General features: G+C 69.4%; 13 protein-coding genes. 5 read left to right on the top strand and 8 right to left on the bottom strand.

The window, feature by feature from the left end:
• Positions 1–41 precede the first annotated feature (41 nt).
• Entirely contained in the window at positions 42–2,822 is a 2,781-nt protein-coding gene (locus tag ACSFA5_RS04335) for a hybrid sensor histidine kinase/response regulator (protein WP_435442779.1), read from the top strand.
• Here the strand turns inward: ACSFA5_RS04335 and ACSFA5_RS04330 are convergent.
• Positions 2,819–3,325 carry a DUF2867 domain-containing protein gene (locus ACSFA5_RS04330; protein WP_435442778.1) on the bottom strand — a complete coding sequence of 169 codons (507 nt, stop codon included), beginning with the start codon at positions 3,323–3,325 and terminating at the stop codon, positions 2,819–2,821. The two genes, ACSFA5_RS04335 and ACSFA5_RS04330, sit on opposite strands and share 4 nt — an antisense overlap.
• Positions 3,326–3,442: 117 nt before the next feature.
• Between ACSFA5_RS04330 and ACSFA5_RS04325 the strand changes: the two genes are divergently transcribed.
• The 3 genes from ACSFA5_RS04325 to ACSFA5_RS04315 all read left to right on the top strand — a co-directional run bounded on the left by ACSFA5_RS04325 (position 3,443) and on the right by ACSFA5_RS04315 (position 7,623).
• Complete coding sequence (locus ACSFA5_RS04325) at positions 3,443–3,955, top strand: sigma-70 family RNA polymerase sigma factor (RefSeq protein WP_435442777.1); 513 nt, start codon at positions 3,443–3,445, stop codon at positions 3,953–3,955.
• The gene (locus tag ACSFA5_RS04320) at positions 3,948–4,961 is read left to right on the top strand and encodes a FecR family protein (protein ID WP_435442776.1); all 1,014 of its coding nucleotides are present in this window, start codon (positions 3,948–3,950) and stop codon (positions 4,959–4,961) included. The genes ACSFA5_RS04325 and ACSFA5_RS04320 overlap by 8 nt, the downstream gene beginning before the upstream one ends.
• Before the next feature lie 103 nt (positions 4,962–5,064).
• Positions 5,065–7,623: a TonB-dependent siderophore receptor gene (locus ACSFA5_RS04315; protein ID WP_435442775.1), complete on the top strand. Its 2,559-nt coding sequence runs from the start codon at positions 5,065–5,067 to the stop codon at positions 7,621–7,623.
• Between the two features lie 71 nt (positions 7,624–7,694).
• Here the strand turns inward: ACSFA5_RS04315 and ACSFA5_RS04310 are convergent, their stop codons facing one another.
• From ACSFA5_RS04310 to ACSFA5_RS04290, 5 genes are all read right to left on the bottom strand, one after another.
• Positions 7,695–8,699, bottom strand: coding sequence for a TRAP transporter substrate-binding protein (locus ACSFA5_RS04310; RefSeq protein WP_435442774.1), 1,005 nt, complete (start codon positions 8,697–8,699; stop codon positions 7,695–7,697).
• A 63-nt stretch (positions 8,700–8,762) separates the two neighbouring features.
• A complete protein-coding gene (locus tag ACSFA5_RS04305; protein WP_435442773.1) occupies positions 8,763–10,043 on the bottom strand; it encodes a TRAP transporter large permease in 1,281 nt (426 codons plus the stop codon).
• Complete coding sequence (locus ACSFA5_RS04300; protein ID WP_435442772.1) at positions 10,040–10,603, bottom strand: TRAP transporter small permease; 564 nt, start codon at positions 10,601–10,603, stop codon at positions 10,040–10,042. Before ACSFA5_RS04300 ends, ACSFA5_RS04305 begins: the two co-directional genes overlap by 4 nt.
• 14 nt (positions 10,604–10,617) lie before the next feature.
• A complete protein-coding gene (locus ACSFA5_RS04295) occupies positions 10,618–11,064 on the bottom strand; it encodes a type II 3-dehydroquinate dehydratase (protein WP_435442771.1) in 447 nt (148 codons plus the stop codon).
• Between the two features lie 33 nt (positions 11,065–11,097).
• On the bottom strand, positions 11,098–12,105 hold the full coding sequence (locus ACSFA5_RS04290) for a TRAP transporter substrate-binding protein (protein ID WP_435442770.1): 1,008 nt from the start codon (positions 12,103–12,105) through the stop codon (positions 11,098–11,100).
• 159 nt (positions 12,106–12,264) lie between these two features.
• Here ACSFA5_RS04290 and ACSFA5_RS04285 point away from each other — a divergent pair, with 159 nt between their 5' ends.
• Complete coding sequence (locus ACSFA5_RS04285; protein WP_435442769.1) at positions 12,265–13,047, top strand: IclR family transcriptional regulator; 783 nt, start codon at positions 12,265–12,267, stop codon at positions 13,045–13,047.
• A 12-nt stretch (positions 13,048–13,059) separates the two neighbouring features.
• Here the strand turns inward: ACSFA5_RS04285 and mrdA are convergent, their stop codons facing one another.
• Positions 13,060–15,060 carry a penicillin-binding protein 2 gene (mrdA, locus tag ACSFA5_RS04280; RefSeq protein ID WP_435442768.1) on the bottom strand — a complete coding sequence of 667 codons (2,001 nt, stop codon included), beginning with the start codon at positions 15,058–15,060 and terminating at the stop codon, positions 13,060–13,062.
• A 22-nt stretch (positions 15,061–15,082) separates the two neighbouring features.
• Positions 15,083–15,781: a pentapeptide repeat-containing protein gene (locus ACSFA5_RS04275; protein ID WP_435442767.1), complete on the bottom strand. Its 699-nt coding sequence runs from the start codon at positions 15,779–15,781 to the stop codon at positions 15,083–15,085.
• Between the last annotated feature and the right edge of the window lie 127 nt (positions 15,782–15,908).

The following is a 15,908-nucleotide window of genomic DNA, read 5'->3' as shown; positions in this document are numbered from 1 at the left end:
TTCCGCCTCCAGCCTCCCAGAGACCAGAGCCCGCACTTCCCATGCGCACCCCCACCTTGTCCGCCCGCCTGCTGCTGGTTGCCGCCGCGGCGCTGCTGCCCCTGGCGGTCGTCTGCGGCTTCGCACTCCACGGGCTGCTCCACGTGCAGCGCGAACAGACGCAGGCGTCCACGCTCGGCGTCGCCCGTGCGCTGGCCACCGCCGTGGACAGCGAACTGCGGCTGACCGTCGCGGCGCTGCAGGCGCTCGCGCTGACCGAGCCGCTCGGCGAACCGGAGGCGTCGGGCCTGGTGGACGCCCTGCTGCTGGCCAAGGCCTTGCGGGCCTCGCACCCCGAGTGGCGCGGCGTGCTGCTGGTCACGCCCGACGGCAAGGTCGTCTTCAGCACCGAGGGCGCCGTGACCGGTGCGAACGGTACGAACGAGGAAGTGGTCGAAGCCGCGAGCCTGGCGCAGGTGGTGCGTACCGGCCAGCCGGCGGTCGGCCCGCTGATGCCCGGCAAGAAAGGCAACCTAGCTTTCGCGGTGCGCGTGCCGGTGGTGCGCAACGACGAGGTGCGCTACGTGCTCACGGCCATCGTGCGGCCCGAGGCCATTGCCGCGGTGCTCACGCGCCAGCGCGTGCCCGAGGGCTGGGCGGTGTCGATCTTCGACTCCAACGACCTGCGCGTGGCGCGCTCGCGCGACGACGAACGCTTTCGCGGCCAGCCGCCGAGCGACACGCTGCGCGAACTGCTCGGCTCGCGGCGCGACCGCCAGGAGTTCGTGGGCACCACCCGCAACGTCGACGGCACGCATGTGCAGACCGCCGTGTCGCGGCTCGCCTTCGCCCCGTGGACGGTGGCGCTGGGCGCTCCGACCGTGGTGGCCGAGGATGCCTTGCGCCGCACGCTCATCGCCTACGGCAGCGGCCTGCTGATCTCCCTGCTCGTGGGCGGTCTCGCCGCCTGGTGGATGTCACGCGCCATCACCCGGCCCATGGCCAGGCTGCGCAAGAGTGCCGATGCGCTCGGCCTCGGCCAGCCGGTGAGCGAGGTGCGCGCCGGCATCGCGGAGGTCGACGCGGTCGGCCGCGCCCTCGCTTCAGCGGCTGGCCAGCGCCTGCAGCACGAGGCGGAACGCGAACGCCTGCTGGGGGCCGAGCGCGACGCCCGCACGGCGGCCCAGGGCGCGCAGTTGCGGCTCGAACGCCTGGTGAGCGCCAGCGCGGCGCTGTCGCGCTCGCTCGAGGAAGAGTCGACGCTGCGCGCCATTGCCGACGTGATCGTGCCCGACGTGGCGGACCTCTGCCGCATCGACCTGCTCGACGAGCACGACGTACTGCAGCGCAAGCTCACGCACCACGTCGACCCCGCGCGCGGCGCCGACATCGCGCGCATGGTGAGCACCCGCGAGGCCTCCGCCGACACGGTGGGCTCCTTTCCCTGGGCCATTGCCACGGGCCGGACCTTTCTGCACAACCTGGACGAGCCGGGCCTGGTCGAGCGGCTCCACCCGCAGCTGCGCGAGTTCGTGCAGGCGCTCGGCGTCACGGCCGGTTGCGTGGTGCCGCTGGTGGCGCGCGGCCGCACCATCGGCGCCATGGCCATCCTGCAGGACCGCTCGCAGCGCCGCTTCAAGCCGGAGGACGGCGCGCTCATCGGCGAGCTGGCGCAGCGCGCGGCGCTGGCGCTGGACAACGTGCGCCTGCTCACGCGGGCGCGGGCCGCGCAGGCCCAGGCCGAAGTCGCGAGCAAGGCCAAGGACGAGTTCCTCGCCATGCTGGGCCACGAGCTGCGCAACCCGCTCGCGCCCATTTCGCTGGCGCTCACGCTGATCGAGCGGCGCGACGACAAGGCCTTTCCGCGCGAGCGGCAGATCATCGAACGCCAGGTGAAACACCTGTCGAGGCTGGTGGACGACCTGCTCGACATCTCGCGCATCGTCTCGGGAAAGATCGTGCTGCGGCCCGAGCGGGTCGACCTGCGCGACACCGTGGCCAAGGCCATCGAGCTGACGCTGCCCGCCCTGCAGGCGCGCGCCGAAATGCCCAGCGTGTCGCTGCCCGATGCGCCCGTGCCGGTGCAGGGCGACCCGCTGCGCCTGGCGCAGATCGTGGGCAACCTGCTGAACAACGCCGCCAAGTTCACCGCGCCCGACGCGCGCATCGACATCGCGCTGCGCACGGACGGCCACCATGCGGAACTGACCGTGGCCGACGCCGGCATCGGCATCGCGCCCGAGCTGCTGGCGCAGGTGTTCGAGCGCTTCGTGCAGGGCGCGCAGCAGCTGCAGCGCGCCGCGGGCGGCCTCGGCCTGGGCCTGGCGATTGCGCGCAGCCTGGTCCGGCTGCACGGCGGCTCGATTGCGGCGCACTCCGCCGGCCAGGGGCAAGGCAGCACCTTCACCGTGCGGCTGCCGCTGGCGCCGGCCGAGGCACCGGCGCAGCTGCTGTCCGCGCCCGGGCAGGCACCCGAGGCGCGGCCCCGCCTGCGCCTGCTGCTGGTCGACGACAACCGGGACGCGCTGAGCGTGCTGGCCGAATGGTTCACGCTCGAAGGCCACCACGTGGCGACCGCGGACAGCGCCGAAAGCGCCCTGCCCTTGCTGGACGCGCAAGACTTCGATGCGGGCATCTTCGACGTGGGCCTGCCGGGCATGAGCGGCCACGACCTCGCCCGGCATGTGCGTTCCCACGCTGGCCGGCGCGGCATGGTGCTGCTGGCGCTGACCGGCTACGGCCAGGAGTCGGACCGCGCCAAGGCGCTCGACGCGGGCTTCGATGCGCACTTTCCCAAGCCGCCCGACCTCGCGCGGATCCAGCAGGCGCTGTACCGGCGCTAACCGCCGCGCCAGCCGCGCGCCGCGGCCCGCGCCAGGGCCGAGCGCACCACCAGTCGGTGGAAGGGCGAGATCACGAAGAGGTACACCCGACCGAAGAGGTTGTGGCAGTGCACGGCCGTGGTCATGACCAGCTCGCGCCCCTGGCCGTCGGCCGACGCGCGCTGCAGCACCGAGGCCCTGAAGTCGAGGTGCCGGTCGTCTTCGCCGACGATCAGCTCCTTGGGGTGCCGCGCCACGATCGGAAAAAAGTCGATGTGCGTGGCCGACCCGCCGCCGCCCAGTTCCCGGCGGATCCGCGCCGACGTCTTGACGCCGAACGGGCCGACGATGGCGTCCCTGAAGGCCAGCAGCGCGCGAAACCACGGCGCGGGGTCCCCGAGCACGGCGCGCGCCAGCAGCTCGGTGTCGTGCGGCGCGTCGGCCGGCAGCGTGATCGCGAAAGCGTCGGCCAGGTGCGCGTCGGCAAACAGATGGGCGATGTCGCTTTCAGCCGGAAGGGCCACGGTTCTCACGGGGTGCGGGTTCATCGGCGCATTGTGCGGCCGTGCCTGCGTTTCCCCGGGGCGCCGCACAGCGCCGGATAGAATGAGAGTAATTCTCATTAACAAACTATTCGTTTCATGTCCTCCCCCGCTGCGGCAGCCCCGATCGACGCGCTCTACCGCGAGCACCGCGACTGGTTGCAGGCCTGGCTGCGGCGCCGCCTGGGCGACGGCCACACCGCCGCGGACCTGACGCAGGACACCTTCGTGCGCGTCATCATGGGCGGCCAGGTGCAGGCGATTCGCGAGCCGCGCGCCTACCTGACCACGCTGGCGCAGCGCGTGCTCTACAACTTCTGGCGCCGCCGCGAACTGGAGCGCGCGTGGCTCGACGCGCTCGCCGCCCAGCCGGAAGCGCTGGCGGCTTCGCCCGAAACGTATGCCCTGGTGCGCGAGGCCATCGAAACGCTCGACCGATGGCTCGACGGCCTGCAGCCCAAGGTGCGCGAGGCCTTCCTGCTGCGCCAGCTCGAAGGGCTGGCCTACGGCGACATCGCGGCGCGCATGGGCGTGTCGGTCACCTCGGTGGAACGCTACGTGAAGCAGGCCATCGTGCACCTGTACACCTGCCCGGCGCAACCCGATGCCTGAGGCGCCGGGGCACGCCGGCGCCCCGCTGCTCGACGCCGTGACCGAGCAGGCGATCGACTGGCTGGTGCGGCTCGACTCGGGCCACGACAACGACAGCGACCGCCAGGCCTTCTCGGCGTGGCTCGCCGCCGCCCCCGCCCATGCCGCGGCGTGGGCCACGCTGCAACAGCGGCTGAGCCAGCGGATCGCTCCGGCGTTGACCCGGTTGCAGACGGGCGGCCACGCGCCCACCGGCGTGCGTGCCCTGAGCACGCCGCCCGACCATAGCGCCCGCCGCCGCGCATTGCTCGGCAGTGCCACGGTGGCGCTGTTGGGCGCCGCGGGCGGCGGCGGTGCCCTGTGGGCCGACCGGCGCGCGCCGCTGACGGCGTGGTCGGCCGACCTGCATACCGGCACCGCCGAACGCCGGCGCTTCGTGCTGGACGACGGCAGCGACCTGCTGCTCAACGCACGCTCGGCGGCCGACCTGCACTTCAGCGCCACGCAACGGCTTGTACAGCTGCGCGCGGGCGCGCTCATCGTCAAGGTCGCGGCCGACCCGCAGCGGCCCTTCGTCGTGCAGAGCGCGCAGGGCAGCGTGCGTGCGCTGGGCACGCGCTTCATGGTGCGCCAGGACGACGCTCGCACGCTGGTCTCGGTGCTGGAACACAGCGTGCGCCTGACGCCACGGCAGGAAGAGGCCCGCATCGACTTGCCCGAAGGGCGCAGCGCCTGGATGCACGCCGACCGCATCGAGGCGGTGTCCGCCGCGCGCATCGATCCGAGCGCCTGGTCCACCGGCGTGCTCGAGGTGCACGACCAGCCGCTGTCGGACGTGCTCGAGGCCCTGCGCCCCTACACGCCTGCCATCCTGCGCGCGAGCCCCGAGGCGGCGCGCGTCGGCGTCTACGGTGTCTACCCGCTGGACCGGCCGATGGACGTGCTGCAGGCCCTGGTGGACACGCTGCCGCTGCGCGTGCGCCGCTGGGGCGACTGGCTGGTGTACGTGGACGTGCGCGCCGCCTGACCCACGCATCGGCATCGCATCGACGCGCATCGACTGACGGGTTCGCGACACCTCGCGGGACATACAGGGTTGAACGCTCCGATCAACCAGAACCGCTTCGAGGATGTCCGACGTGACACTGCCCCTTCTTCCGCCCGCCCGCCTGCCGGCCGCCACACGCATGCCCGCTCGCAAGGCAACGCTGGCGCTGGCCGCCCTGCTCGCATGCGCCACCGCGCCGTTCGCACAGACCCTCTCCGCCTCTCCGGCCGTGGCCGACGGCGCGATGACGTGGAGCCTGCAGGCCGATGAACTGGGCATCGTGCTTGCACGCATTGCCCGCCAGGGCGGCCGCACCATCAGCGCCGCCCCCGCCCTCGTGGCCGGGCGCCGCGCCCACGCCGTGCAAGGGCGCTTCACCGTGGCGCAGGCCGCGCAGCAGGCGCTTGCGGGCAGCGGGCTGGCCTTGGCGCAGACACCCGGCGGGGCGCTGACGGTCGTCGCCACCGAGAGCGGTGCCGCGTCGGCCGCACCGGCAGCAACGGCAGCAACGGCAGCCGAAGCGAGCGCTGCGCTGGCCGAAGTGCGCGTCACGGCGCTGGCCGACCGCTCGGGCACCACGGAGGGCACGGGCAGCTACGCCGCGCGCGGCCCGAGCGTCGCGGCCACCGGGCTGAACCTGAGCCTGAAGGACACGCCGCAGTCGATCAGCGTGATGACGCAGCAGCGCATGGAGGACGAGAACCTCACCAGCGTCAACCAGGTGCTGGCGCGCACGCCGGGCATCTCGACCTCGGTGCTCGGCACCGAACGCTCCGCCGCCAGCGCGCGCGGCTATGCCATCACCAACTACCAACTCGACGGCGTCAGCACCCACAGCGAGTTCCTGGGCCTGGACGCGCTGCCCACGCAGAGCATTGCCGACATGGCCCTGTACGACCGCGTCGAGGTGCTGCGCGGCGCATCGGGCCTGACCACGGGCGCGGGCGACCCGTCGGGGGTGATCAACCTGGTGCGCAAGAAGCCCACGGCCGCCTTCCAGGGTTCGGTCGAAGCCAGCGCCGGCTCGTGGGGCGACCGGCGCGCCGTGCTCGATCTGTCGACGCCGCTCAATGCTTCAGGCAGCGTGCGCGGCCGCATGGTGGCGCTGCACCAGCAGGGCGACAGCTACATCGACCACTACAGCAAGAAGAAGGACGTGTTCTACGGCGTCATCGAAGCGGACCTGAGCGCGTCGCTCAAGCTCACGGCGGGCATCGACCACCAGGAGAACCGGTCGCGCGGATCGCTTTCGTACCTGGGCTTTCCGCTGTTCAACAGCAGCGCAGAGCAGACCGACTTTCCCGTGTCGTTCAGCGGCGCCAGCCGCAACAACCGCTTCGACACCAATTCCACCAGCAGCTTCCTGGCGCTGGAGCAGTCGCTCGCCAACGACTGGAAGCTCAAGGTCTCGGCCAACTCCCTGCGCTCCAGGCAGCGGGAAGACTCCGTCTACCTGGCGGTCAACAGCGGCCTGTTCGACAAGTTCACCGGCGACGGCCTCCACCTGAACGGCGAGCGCCGCGACTACGACCTGCGCACCAAGACCGTCGACGTGAAGCTGGGCGGCCCCTTCAGCCTGTTCGGTCGACAGCACGAGGCCGTGATCGGCTTCGACTACACCGACTTCCGCAGCCTGACCCACGGCAGCTTCGACATCTCGGGACTCGACGGTGCGCCGGTCAACGTGTACCGCTGGGACAACGGCGGCAGCCCCGTGTTCGGCGAGCGCTTCGTCACCTTCGACAGCACGCGCCGCCAGAAGAGCATCTACGGTGCGGGCCGCTTCCAGCTGAGCGACCAGCTCAAGCTCATCGTGGGCGGCAAGGTGATGAACTACGACAGCGACTACATCACCAAGACCACCGCCGGCTACGACGCGAGCAACCCGTCGTCCGAGCGGCGCGTGTTCACGCCCTACGCCGGGCTGGTGTACGACCTGAACGCCAACCACACGCTGTACGCGAGCTTCGCGACCATCTACAACCCGCAGACATCGCTGGACCGCCGCGGCGTGATGCTCGACCCGCAGGAGGGCAACACCTACGAGGCCGGCATCAAGAGCAGCTCTCTGGACGGCCGCCTGACCAGCAGCGCCGCCGTCTACCAGATCCGGCAGGACAACCTGGCCGAGGTGGACGAGGGGCAGTTCGTTCCCGGCACCACCAACACCGCATCGCGCGCGGTGAAGGGAGCGAAGACCCAAGGCATCGACCTGGAGCTCAACGGTGCACTCACGCGCGACTGGAACCTGACGGCCTCGTACAACTACAGCGGCTCCAAGGACGCGACCGGCCGGCGCATCAACACCACCTTCCCGCGCCAGATGGCCCGGCTGTGGACCACGTACAGGTTGCCCGGCGAATGGCGCCGGCTCACGCTGGGCGGCGGCGTGGAATGGAGCGGCGGCATCAGCTACACGGGGGAGGCCTGGCAGATCGATCGCACCGTCACCGCGCGCCAGAGCGCCTACGCAGTGGCCAGCCTGATGGCGCGCTACGACGTCAACGACAAGCTGTCGGTCACGCTCAACGTGCAGAACCTGTTCGACCGCAAGTACATCGCATCGATGTCGGGCTGGTGGTATTCGGGAACGTACGGGGCGCCGCGCAGTGCGCAGGTGATTGCGCGGTACAAGTTCTGAGCGACCGCTGAAAAGCTTGGGCGGGGTGCGCCGCCTCCCGAAAGGCGGGCCTGCGACGCGACTCCTGCGCCCTACTTGCGCGCCTTGTCGATCTCCGCCATCAACTGCTTCACCGTCGCCTCGCCCACCGAGGCCGCGTACTTGTCGATGACCGGCCTGACCTTGGTGCGCAGCTTGGCCATTTCTTCCGGTGGCAGCTCGGACACGGTCATGCCCGCCTTCTTCAGCGCATCGAGCGCGCTGTCGGCCGCGCCGCGTGACACCTCGCGCTGGAACGCGGTCGATTCGTTCGACGCCTCGGTGATGATCTTCTTCTCGTCCGCGCTCATGCCGTCCCAGGTCTTCCTGCTGACGAGCAGCGCCTGCGGGTTGTAGATATGGCGCGTCTGGGTGATGTACTTCTGCACCTCGGCGAACTTGGACGACAGGATGGTGGTGTTCGGGTTCTCCTGACCGTCGACCGCTTTCTGGTCGAGCGCCGGATACAGCTCGGGGAACGGCAGCGGCGTGGCGTTGGCGCCCAGCGCACCGAACAGGTCGATGTAGATGGGCGACTGGATGACGCGGATCTTCAGCCCCGCGATGTCGTCCGCCTTCACGATGGGCCGCTTGCTGTTGGTGAGATTGCGAAAGCCCAGGTCCCAGTAGCCCAGGCCGTGCAGTCCCTTGTCTTCCAGCCTGGCCATCAGCTTCTGGCCGAAGGGGCCGTCGGTGACGGCGTCGGCTTCCTTGCCGCTGTTGAACAGAAACGGAAAGTCGTAGGCCGCGAACTCCTTCACCTGCGCCGACAGGATGCCGGCGTTCAGCACCGTGAGCTCGACCGTGCCGCCCTGCAGCGCCGACACGGTCTGCAGGTCGCCGCCGAGCGCGCCGCCCGCGAACAGCTTGACGGTCATCTTGCCGCCGGACTTGGCGGCCACCAGGTCGGCGAACTTCTGCGCGCCCTGGGCCTGCGGATGGCCGGTCTGGTTCTGGAACGCGAACTTGAGCGTGCGCTCCTTCACCTGCGCACCGGCGCCGGACATGGCTGCCGTGGCAAGCGCGGCGATGGCTGCCACGAAGACCCTCTTGGTCATGGTCCTGGTCCTTGTCGAAACCCTGGTCGAACTCTTCATGCGGAAGTCTCCTTGTGCGTTTTTCTAACCGTGAAACAACTTGGCCGGTCCCGTCACCAGCCATGGGAACAGCACCATCAGGAACATGACGGCGAACTCCGCGATCATGAAAGGCACCACGCCGCGCGTGACATCGTCCATCGATATCTTTCCGACGCCGGCCACCACGTTGAGCACCGTGCCCACCGGCGGCGTGACCAGCCCGATCGAGTTGTTGATGATGAAGAGCACGCCGAAGTACACGGGGTCGATGCCCGCGGCCTTCACGATGGGCATGAGCACCGGCGTGAGGATCAGGATGGTCGGCGTCATGTCCATCGCGGTGCCCACCACCATCACGAGCACCATGATCGCGATCATCAGAAGAATCTGGTTGCCCATGAAGGGCTGCAGCAGGCCCACCACCTTCGCCGGCAGGTCGGCCACCGTGATGAGCCACGCGCTGACCATGGCCGCGGCAATCAGGAACATCACAACGGCGCTGGTCTTGGCCGCGCTCACGAAAATGCCGTACAGGTCGCGCCAGGTGATCTCGCGGTAGATGACGGTCGACACGAACAGCGCATACACGGCGGCCACCACCGCGGCCTCGGTCGGCGTGAACACGCCCATGCGCAGGCCCACCAGGATGATGACCGGCAGCATCAGCGCCCACAGCGCCTTGCGGAACGCGCCGAGAATTTCGGCGGCCGGCTTGCGCGGCGGCGGCACGATTTTTTCGCGCCGCACCAGCCAGGCCCAGGTGACCCACAGCGCGCCGCCGATGAGCAGCCCGGGCACGATGGCCGCCAGGAACAGCTTGGAGATCGACACGTTGGCCGCCACCCCGAAGATCACCAGCCCGATGCTCGGCGGAATGACCGGGCCGATGACGCCGGTGGCCGCAATGAGCCCGGCCGCGCGCGGCTTGTCGTGACCGGCCTTCACCATCATCGGCAGCAGCAGCGCGGTGAGCGCGGCCGCGTCGGCCACGGCCGAACCCGACAACGCCGACAGCAGGCAGCCGGCCATGATGGTCACGTAGCCCAAGCCACCCTTCACGTGGCCGACCAGCGCCAGCGCGAAGTCGACGATGCGCTTGGACAGCCCGCCGACGTTCATGATCTCGCCGGCCAGCATGAAGAACGGCACGGCCAGCAGCGGAAAGCTGTCGGCCCCGCCGATCACGTTCTGCGCGAGGATCTGTGCGTCGAATAGGTCGAGGTGCCACATCAGCGCGACACCGCTGGCGAGCAGCGAGAACGCGATGGGAATGCCCATCGCCATGGCCAGCAGCAGCGAACCCACGAAGACGGCGATTGTCATTTGCCGGCTCCCCGTGCGTCGCCCTGCGCGCCCAGGATCTGCTGCAGCTGCACCGCCTCTTCGGACTCCTTCACCATCACGAGGTCGCTCTCGGCGATGCGCCCGGTCAGCAGGCGCAGCAGGTCGAGCGCGAGGATGAACGCGGCCAGCACCGAGAACACCGCGCCCGACAGGTACACCACCGCCATCGAGGCGCCTGTGACCGGCGCGGTCACGTCCCAGTTGATGCGCGTCTGCGCCATGCTGCCCTGGAACAGCAGCCACACGATGTACAGCATGACCACGTGCCCCACGGCCAGGCAGATCTTCTTGCCGACAGGCGGCAGCTTCTGCACCACCATGTCCACGCCCAGGTGGCCGTGCTCCTTCAGCGCGACCACCGCGCCCAGGAAGGTCATCCAGATGAAGAGCCAGCGCGACACTTCCTCAGACAGCGTGATGCCCGAGTTGAAGCCGTAGCGCAGCACCACGTTGCCGAAGACCAGCACGACCATCACCGCGAGCGCGGCCGCGATCAGGGCTTCGATGGCGCCGCAGCACCTGTCGATCCATTGGTTCATTTCGTGGCTCTCTGTCAGGCCGCGGCGTCTTGCCGCTGCATCTCGACCAGCGCGCGCAGCGCGGCGAGGTACGACTGCGGGCCCAGGCCCTGGACGGTGCCCTTCACCGCCGGCGAAATGATCGAGTGCGCGCGCCAGGCCTCGCGCGCGGCGATGTTCGACATGTGCACCTCGATGCTCGGAAACGGCATGGCCTTGATCGCATCGTGCAGCGGCACGCCGTGCTGGGTGAGGCCGGCGGGGTTGATCAGCGCGCCCTGCGCGTCGTCGATGTTCGCGTGCAGAAAGTCGATCAGCTCGCCTTCGTGGTTGGACTGCAGGATGTCCAGCGTCACGCCGAGTTCATCCGCGAGTCGGCCCAGCTGCGCGTTGATTTCCGCGAGCGTGGTCTTGCCGTAGATGTGGGGTTCGCGGCGGCCGAACAGGTTGAGGTTGGGGCCGTGCAGGACGAGGATTTTCATGGCGGGGGCGTGTGGCTGTTCGGGGTGGCGTAGTTACTTGCGGATGCGCGCGAGCTCGTCGTTGTAGAGCTTCACGAGGGCGGGGTCGTAGCTCGCGGCGAAGCGCTCGGTCACGGGCTTGGCGATCTGGCGCATGCGCGCCTGCTCGGACGGGGCGAGCTCGTTGAACTGCGCGCCCTTGGCCTGCAGCTCGCCCACGGCCTTCTGCGCGGCGGCGCGGCTCACCTGGCGCTGGTAGCCGCGCGCCTCGTCGGCCGACTCGCGCATCAACTTCTGTTCGGTGGGCGTGAGCGAGTCCCAGAACTTCTTGCTGACCAGCACGATGTTGGCCGCGTACACATGGTTCGTGGCACTCACGAACTTCTGCACTTCGTAGAACTTGTTCGACAGGATCACCGCGTAGGGGTTCTCCTGGCCGTCGACCGCCTTGGCCTCGAGCGCGCCGTACAGCTCGGCGAAGGGCATCGGCACCGGGTTGGACTTGAAGGCCTTGAAGGTTTCCAGGAACACGGGGTTCGGAATGACGCGGATCTTCAGGCCCTCTAGGTCTTCGGGCCTGGTGATGGGGCGCTTGCTGTTGGTGACGTTGCGAAAGCCCAGGTCCCAGTAGCCGAGCGCGACCAGGCCTTTCTCAGGCAGCTTGGCAATGAGCTGCTGGCCGAGCGGGCCGTCGAGCAGCGCATCGGCCTGCGCGAAGCTGCCGACCGCGAACGGAAAGTCCACCAGGCCGAACTCCTTCACGATGCCCGCCAGCGAGGTGGTGGCCGGCGCCGACATCTGCTGCACGCCGCCCTGCAGCGCCGACTGCTGCTGCATCTCGTTGCCCAGCTGCGAGGCGGGGAACTCCTGCACCTTCATCTTGCCGCCGCTCTTGGCCGAGAGCAGCTCGGCGAAGCGCTTCACGCCGAAGCTCACCGGGTGGTCGGCGTTGTTGAGGTGGCCGAAGCGGATGACGCGCTCCTGCACGTCCTGCGCGAAGGCGGAACCCACCAGGGCCAGGGCAAGGCCGGCCGCGGCCAGTGAACGATGAAGCGTGCTCAAGATGATCTCCTGCTGTGTTGTAGGTGCTCGTCGGGGCGGTCCGTTGCTGCCTCCAGGCCCCGGGCGGCGCGATCTTAATTTGAAAGTGGAAAGTATTTCCACTAGTGAAAACACTTGGCAAAAACGCTAGAGTGGCGTCTGCCCCACCTTCCGAACGCCATGACCGCCATACTCGAACGCAGCTTCAAGGTCCTCGAACACCTGGCCGGCCATCCCGAAGGCCGCGCGCTGTCGGCCCTGTCGGGCGCGCTGGGCATGCCGTTGAGCGCCACCCACCGCCTTCTGACCGAACTGATCCGCTGCGGCTATGTGCGCCAGGACCAGAGCCACGGCGACTACATGCTCACGATCAAGCTGGTGTCGCTGGGCCTGAGCTTCCTGAGCAACAGCGGCATCGTCGACGTGGCGCAGCCGCTGCTCGACAGGCTGGCGGCCGAATCGGGCGAGCTGGTGCGGCTCGCCGTGGTCGACGGCGACGAGCTCACCTTCGTCGCCAAGGCGCAAGGCGCCACCCGCGGCCTGCGCTACGACCCCGACATGGGCCTGTCGGTGAACCTTTCATGCAGTTCGGCCGGCCACGCGTGGCTCTCCACCATGACGGACGAACAGGCCCTTCAGCTGGTCGCCAGGCAGGGCTTCGGCAAGCCCGAGGACTACGGCCCGAAGGCGCCGACCACGGTGAAGGCGTTGCTGGCATACCTGCGCGCGGCGCGCAAGCGCGGCTTCGCGACGATCAACGAGGTGTTCGCGCCGGCGATGACGGCCATGGCCGCGCCGGTGCGCAACGGCAACGGTGCGGTGATCGGCGTCATCACCATCGCCGGGCCGCTGGTGCGCCTGACGGAAGAACGCATGCTCGAACTCGGCCCCACGCTGCTGCTGTCGGCCGAGGACGTGGCGCAGGCCAGCGGTGCCTCGGCGATGTTCAAGCGCAGGGCCTGAACCCGGCGGGTTCTACAGCTCGGCCGCGTCGTCCTGCGTGCCGCCGGTTTCCGCGCGGCTCTCCAGCGTCGGCACCTCGCTCGCCAGCAAGGGCTTGCCGATCGGCGCCCCTGCCGTTCCCGCCCGCACGGCCGCCATGTCGGCTTCGTTCGGGTATTGGCCTGCGATCCAGTAGTCGAACACGCGGCGCACGATCGGCGCCGCATGGGCCGCGCCGAAGCCCGCGTTCTCCACGATGGCCGCCACCGCGATGGTCGGGTCCGCGGCCGGCGCGAAGGCCATGTAGAGCGCGTGATCGCGCTGGCGCGCATCGAGCGCCTTGCCGCTGGCGCGCGCCTTGGGGCTCAGGCCCACGGCCTGCGCGGTACCCGTCTTGCCGGCCGACGCATACGGCGCGCCCGCGAACACGCGCGTGCCGGTGCCGCCCTGGGTGACCGCGACCATGGCGTTGCGCACGACGTCGACGTGCTTGCGCGCGTAGCCCAGGTCCTGGGCCGGCGGCTGCACCTGCTGCACGACCTGGCCGCTGACGGTGTCCTTGATGGCCCGCACCACGTGCGGCTGGTAGCGCACGCCGGCGTTGGCCAGCGTGGCGTTGGCCGAGGCGAGCTGCAGCATGGTGAAGCTGTTGTAGCCCTGGCCGATGCCCAGCGAGATGGTTTCGCCCGCGTGCCATTGCTTCATGTCGGCGCGCCGGTACGCATTGCGCTTCCACGCGGTGCTCGGCAGCACGCCGCGCACCTCGCCCATCAGGTCGATGCCGGTGATCTGCCCGAAGCCCAGCGGCGCCATGAAGTCGTGGATCAGGTCCACGCCCATCTCGGTGGCGAGCGAATAGAAGTAGGTGTTGCTCGAATGCTGGATGGCCCGGTGCATGTCCACGCCGCCCAGCCCGCCGCGGTGGCTGAGGAAGGTGCGCCCGCCGAAGTTGTAGTAGCCCGGGTCGTTCTCCACCTTGGCGGCCGCGCGCTTGCCAGTCTGCAGCGCCGCGAGCGCCATGAAGGGCTTGTAGGTGGAGCCGGGCGGGTAGGTGCCGCGCAGCGCGCGGTTCAGCAGCGGGTTGTCGGGCGACTCGGTCAACGCCTTCCAGCTTTCGGTGTCGATGCCTTCGACGAACAGGTTGGGGTCGAAGGTGGGCTTGCTCACGAAGGCCAGCACCTCGCCAGTCTTGGGGTCGATGGCCACCAGCGCGCCGCGGCGCTCGCCGAACATGTCTTCCACCAGCTTCTGCAGCTTGATGTCCAGCGACAGCATCACGGTCTGGCCCGGCACCGCGGCATGGCGCGCGAGGCGGCGCACGGCGCGCCCGCCGGCCGAGGTTTCCATCTGCTCGGCGCCGGTCTGGCCGTGCAGCACCGTCTCGTAGCTCTGCTCGACGCCGAGCTTGCCGATGTGGTCGGTGCCGCGGTAGTTGGCACGGTCGCCCTCCTCCCAGTCTTCCATCGCGGTCTTCTCGCGCTGGTTGATGCGCCCGATGTAGCCGATGACGTGCGACGCCACCTCGCCGTGCGGATAGCTGCGCAGCAGGCGCGCCTTGATCTCCACGCCCGGAAAGCGGTAGCGCTGCGCGGCGAAGCGGGCCACCTCTTCGTCGTTCAGGCGGGTGCGGATCGGAATGGAGTCGAAGCTGCGCGAGTCTTCGCGCAGGCGCTGGAAGCGGCGCCGGTCGCCGGGCGTGACCTCCACGAGGGTGCCCAGCTCGTCGATGGCGGTGCCGACGGCCCCGGCGTCACCGACTTTGGACGGCGTGATTTCGAGCGTGTAGGCGGCGTAGTTGGACGCCAGCACCACGCCGTTGCGGTCCAGGATCAGCCCGCGGTTGGGCACGATGGGAACGATGGCGGTGCGGTTGCTTTCGGCCCGCTCGGCCAGCTCGTCGTAGCGCACGACCTGCAGGTGGACCAGCCGCGCGCCGATCAGGCCGAAGCCGAAGAGCACCACGCAGGCGATGACCAGCAGGCGGCGGCGAAAGCGCGAGAGTTCGGCGCCGGTGTCGCGAATTTCGTTGTTCATCGGAAGAAGAAATACCTTTTGCTCACAGCACGCGCAGGCCGAGCTCGCCGATCAGCGCGGCGGCCTGATCCGAGGAAATGATCGCGCCCTTGAAGAGCTGCGCCACGTTCGCGATGCGCAGGCCGCCCAGGTCGACCGAGCGCAGGTCGGCGCCGTCGAAGCGCGCGTTCTTGAGGTTCGCGTCGCGCAGGCTGCCGCCTTCGAACACGGCGTCGCGAAAGTCGCAGCCTCCGAGATCCGCATCGGACAGGTCGAGCCGCTCGAGGGTCTGCTTGCGAAACGACATGCCGCGCAGGTCGGCACCCGCGAGCAGCGAGTCGTGAAAGCCGATGCCGAGCACCTGCGCTTCGTGGAAGTGCGCGCCGGTGAGCTTGACCTCGGTGAAGCGCGTGGCGGACAGCCTGGCGCGGTGCCAGCCGGTGTTGTTCAGGTCGCAGGCCGTGAAGCGGGCATCCGTGAGGTCGGCCATCTGAAAGTCGGCCTGGCGCGCGCGGCACGCCGTCCAGCGGGTGTCGGCCAGCACGGTCTTGCGCAAGGTGGCCTCGGCGAAGCTGCAGCCGACGAACTGCGCGCGGCGCAGGTCGAGGTCGGACAGGTCGGCACCGTCGAAGTCGCATTGCGCGAAGTGCAGCGCGCACTGCGCCTCGGCCAGCAGTCGCTTCAGGCGGTCCCGGTCGATGGTCTCGCCGGTGAGGGGTGGAGAAGTGGAAGCGTTGGTCATGGAAATGCAGGTAAGGGGGATCAGAGACGCCATGGCGCGCATCGGTTCCCGGGGGATGGGTCGGCCTGTCGGCCGGTGCTTCTCGGGCCTTGCGCGCGTCGTCGCGTATCGCGGGCCACGGGCTGCT

The sequence above is a fragment of the Variovorax monticola genome (assembly GCF_051216855.1).
Classification (GTDB): Bacteria; Pseudomonadota; Gammaproteobacteria; order Burkholderiales; family Burkholderiaceae_C; genus Variovorax.
Note: the sequence above shows the minus strand (reverse complement) of the source record. Positions and strands in the feature narration are given on the sequence as shown.

What these genes read in the sequence shown, in the direction of transcription:
- ACSFA5_RS04275 (WP_435442767.1), bottom strand. Translation starts at nt 15,781, where the DNA reads ATGACCAACGCTTCCACTTCTCCACCCCTCACCGGCGAGACCATCGAC.
- ACSFA5_RS04295 (WP_435442771.1), bottom strand. Translation starts at nt 11,064, where the DNA reads ATGAAAATCCTCGTCCTGCACGGCCCCAACCTCAACCTGTTCGGCCGC.
- ACSFA5_RS04300 (WP_435442772.1), bottom strand. Translation starts at nt 10,603, where the DNA reads ATGAACCAATGGATCGACAGGTGCTGCGGCGCCATCGAAGCCCTGATC.
- ACSFA5_RS04320 (WP_435442776.1), top strand. Translation starts at nt 3,948, where the DNA reads ATGCCTGAGGCGCCGGGGCACGCCGGCGCCCCGCTGCTCGACGCCGTG.
- mrdA (WP_435442768.1), bottom strand. Translation starts at nt 15,060, where the DNA reads ATGAACAACGAAATTCGCGACACCGGCGCCGAACTCTCGCGCTTTCGC.
- ACSFA5_RS04310 (WP_435442774.1), bottom strand. Translation starts at nt 8,699, where the DNA reads ATGACCAAGAGGGTCTTCGTGGCAGCCATCGCCGCGCTTGCCACGGCA.
- ACSFA5_RS04285 (WP_435442769.1), top strand. Translation starts at nt 12,265, where the DNA reads ATGACCGCCATACTCGAACGCAGCTTCAAGGTCCTCGAACACCTGGCC.
- ACSFA5_RS04315 (WP_435442775.1), top strand. Translation starts at nt 5,065, where the DNA reads ATGTCCGACGTGACACTGCCCCTTCTTCCGCCCGCCCGCCTGCCGGCC.
- ACSFA5_RS04335 (WP_435442779.1), top strand. Translation starts at nt 42, where the DNA reads ATGCGCACCCCCACCTTGTCCGCCCGCCTGCTGCTGGTTGCCGCCGCG.
- ACSFA5_RS04305 (WP_435442773.1), bottom strand. Translation starts at nt 10,043, where the DNA reads ATGACAATCGCCGTCTTCGTGGGTTCGCTGCTGCTGGCCATGGCGATG.
- ACSFA5_RS04325 (WP_435442777.1), top strand. Translation starts at nt 3,443, where the DNA reads ATGTCCTCCCCCGCTGCGGCAGCCCCGATCGACGCGCTCTACCGCGAG.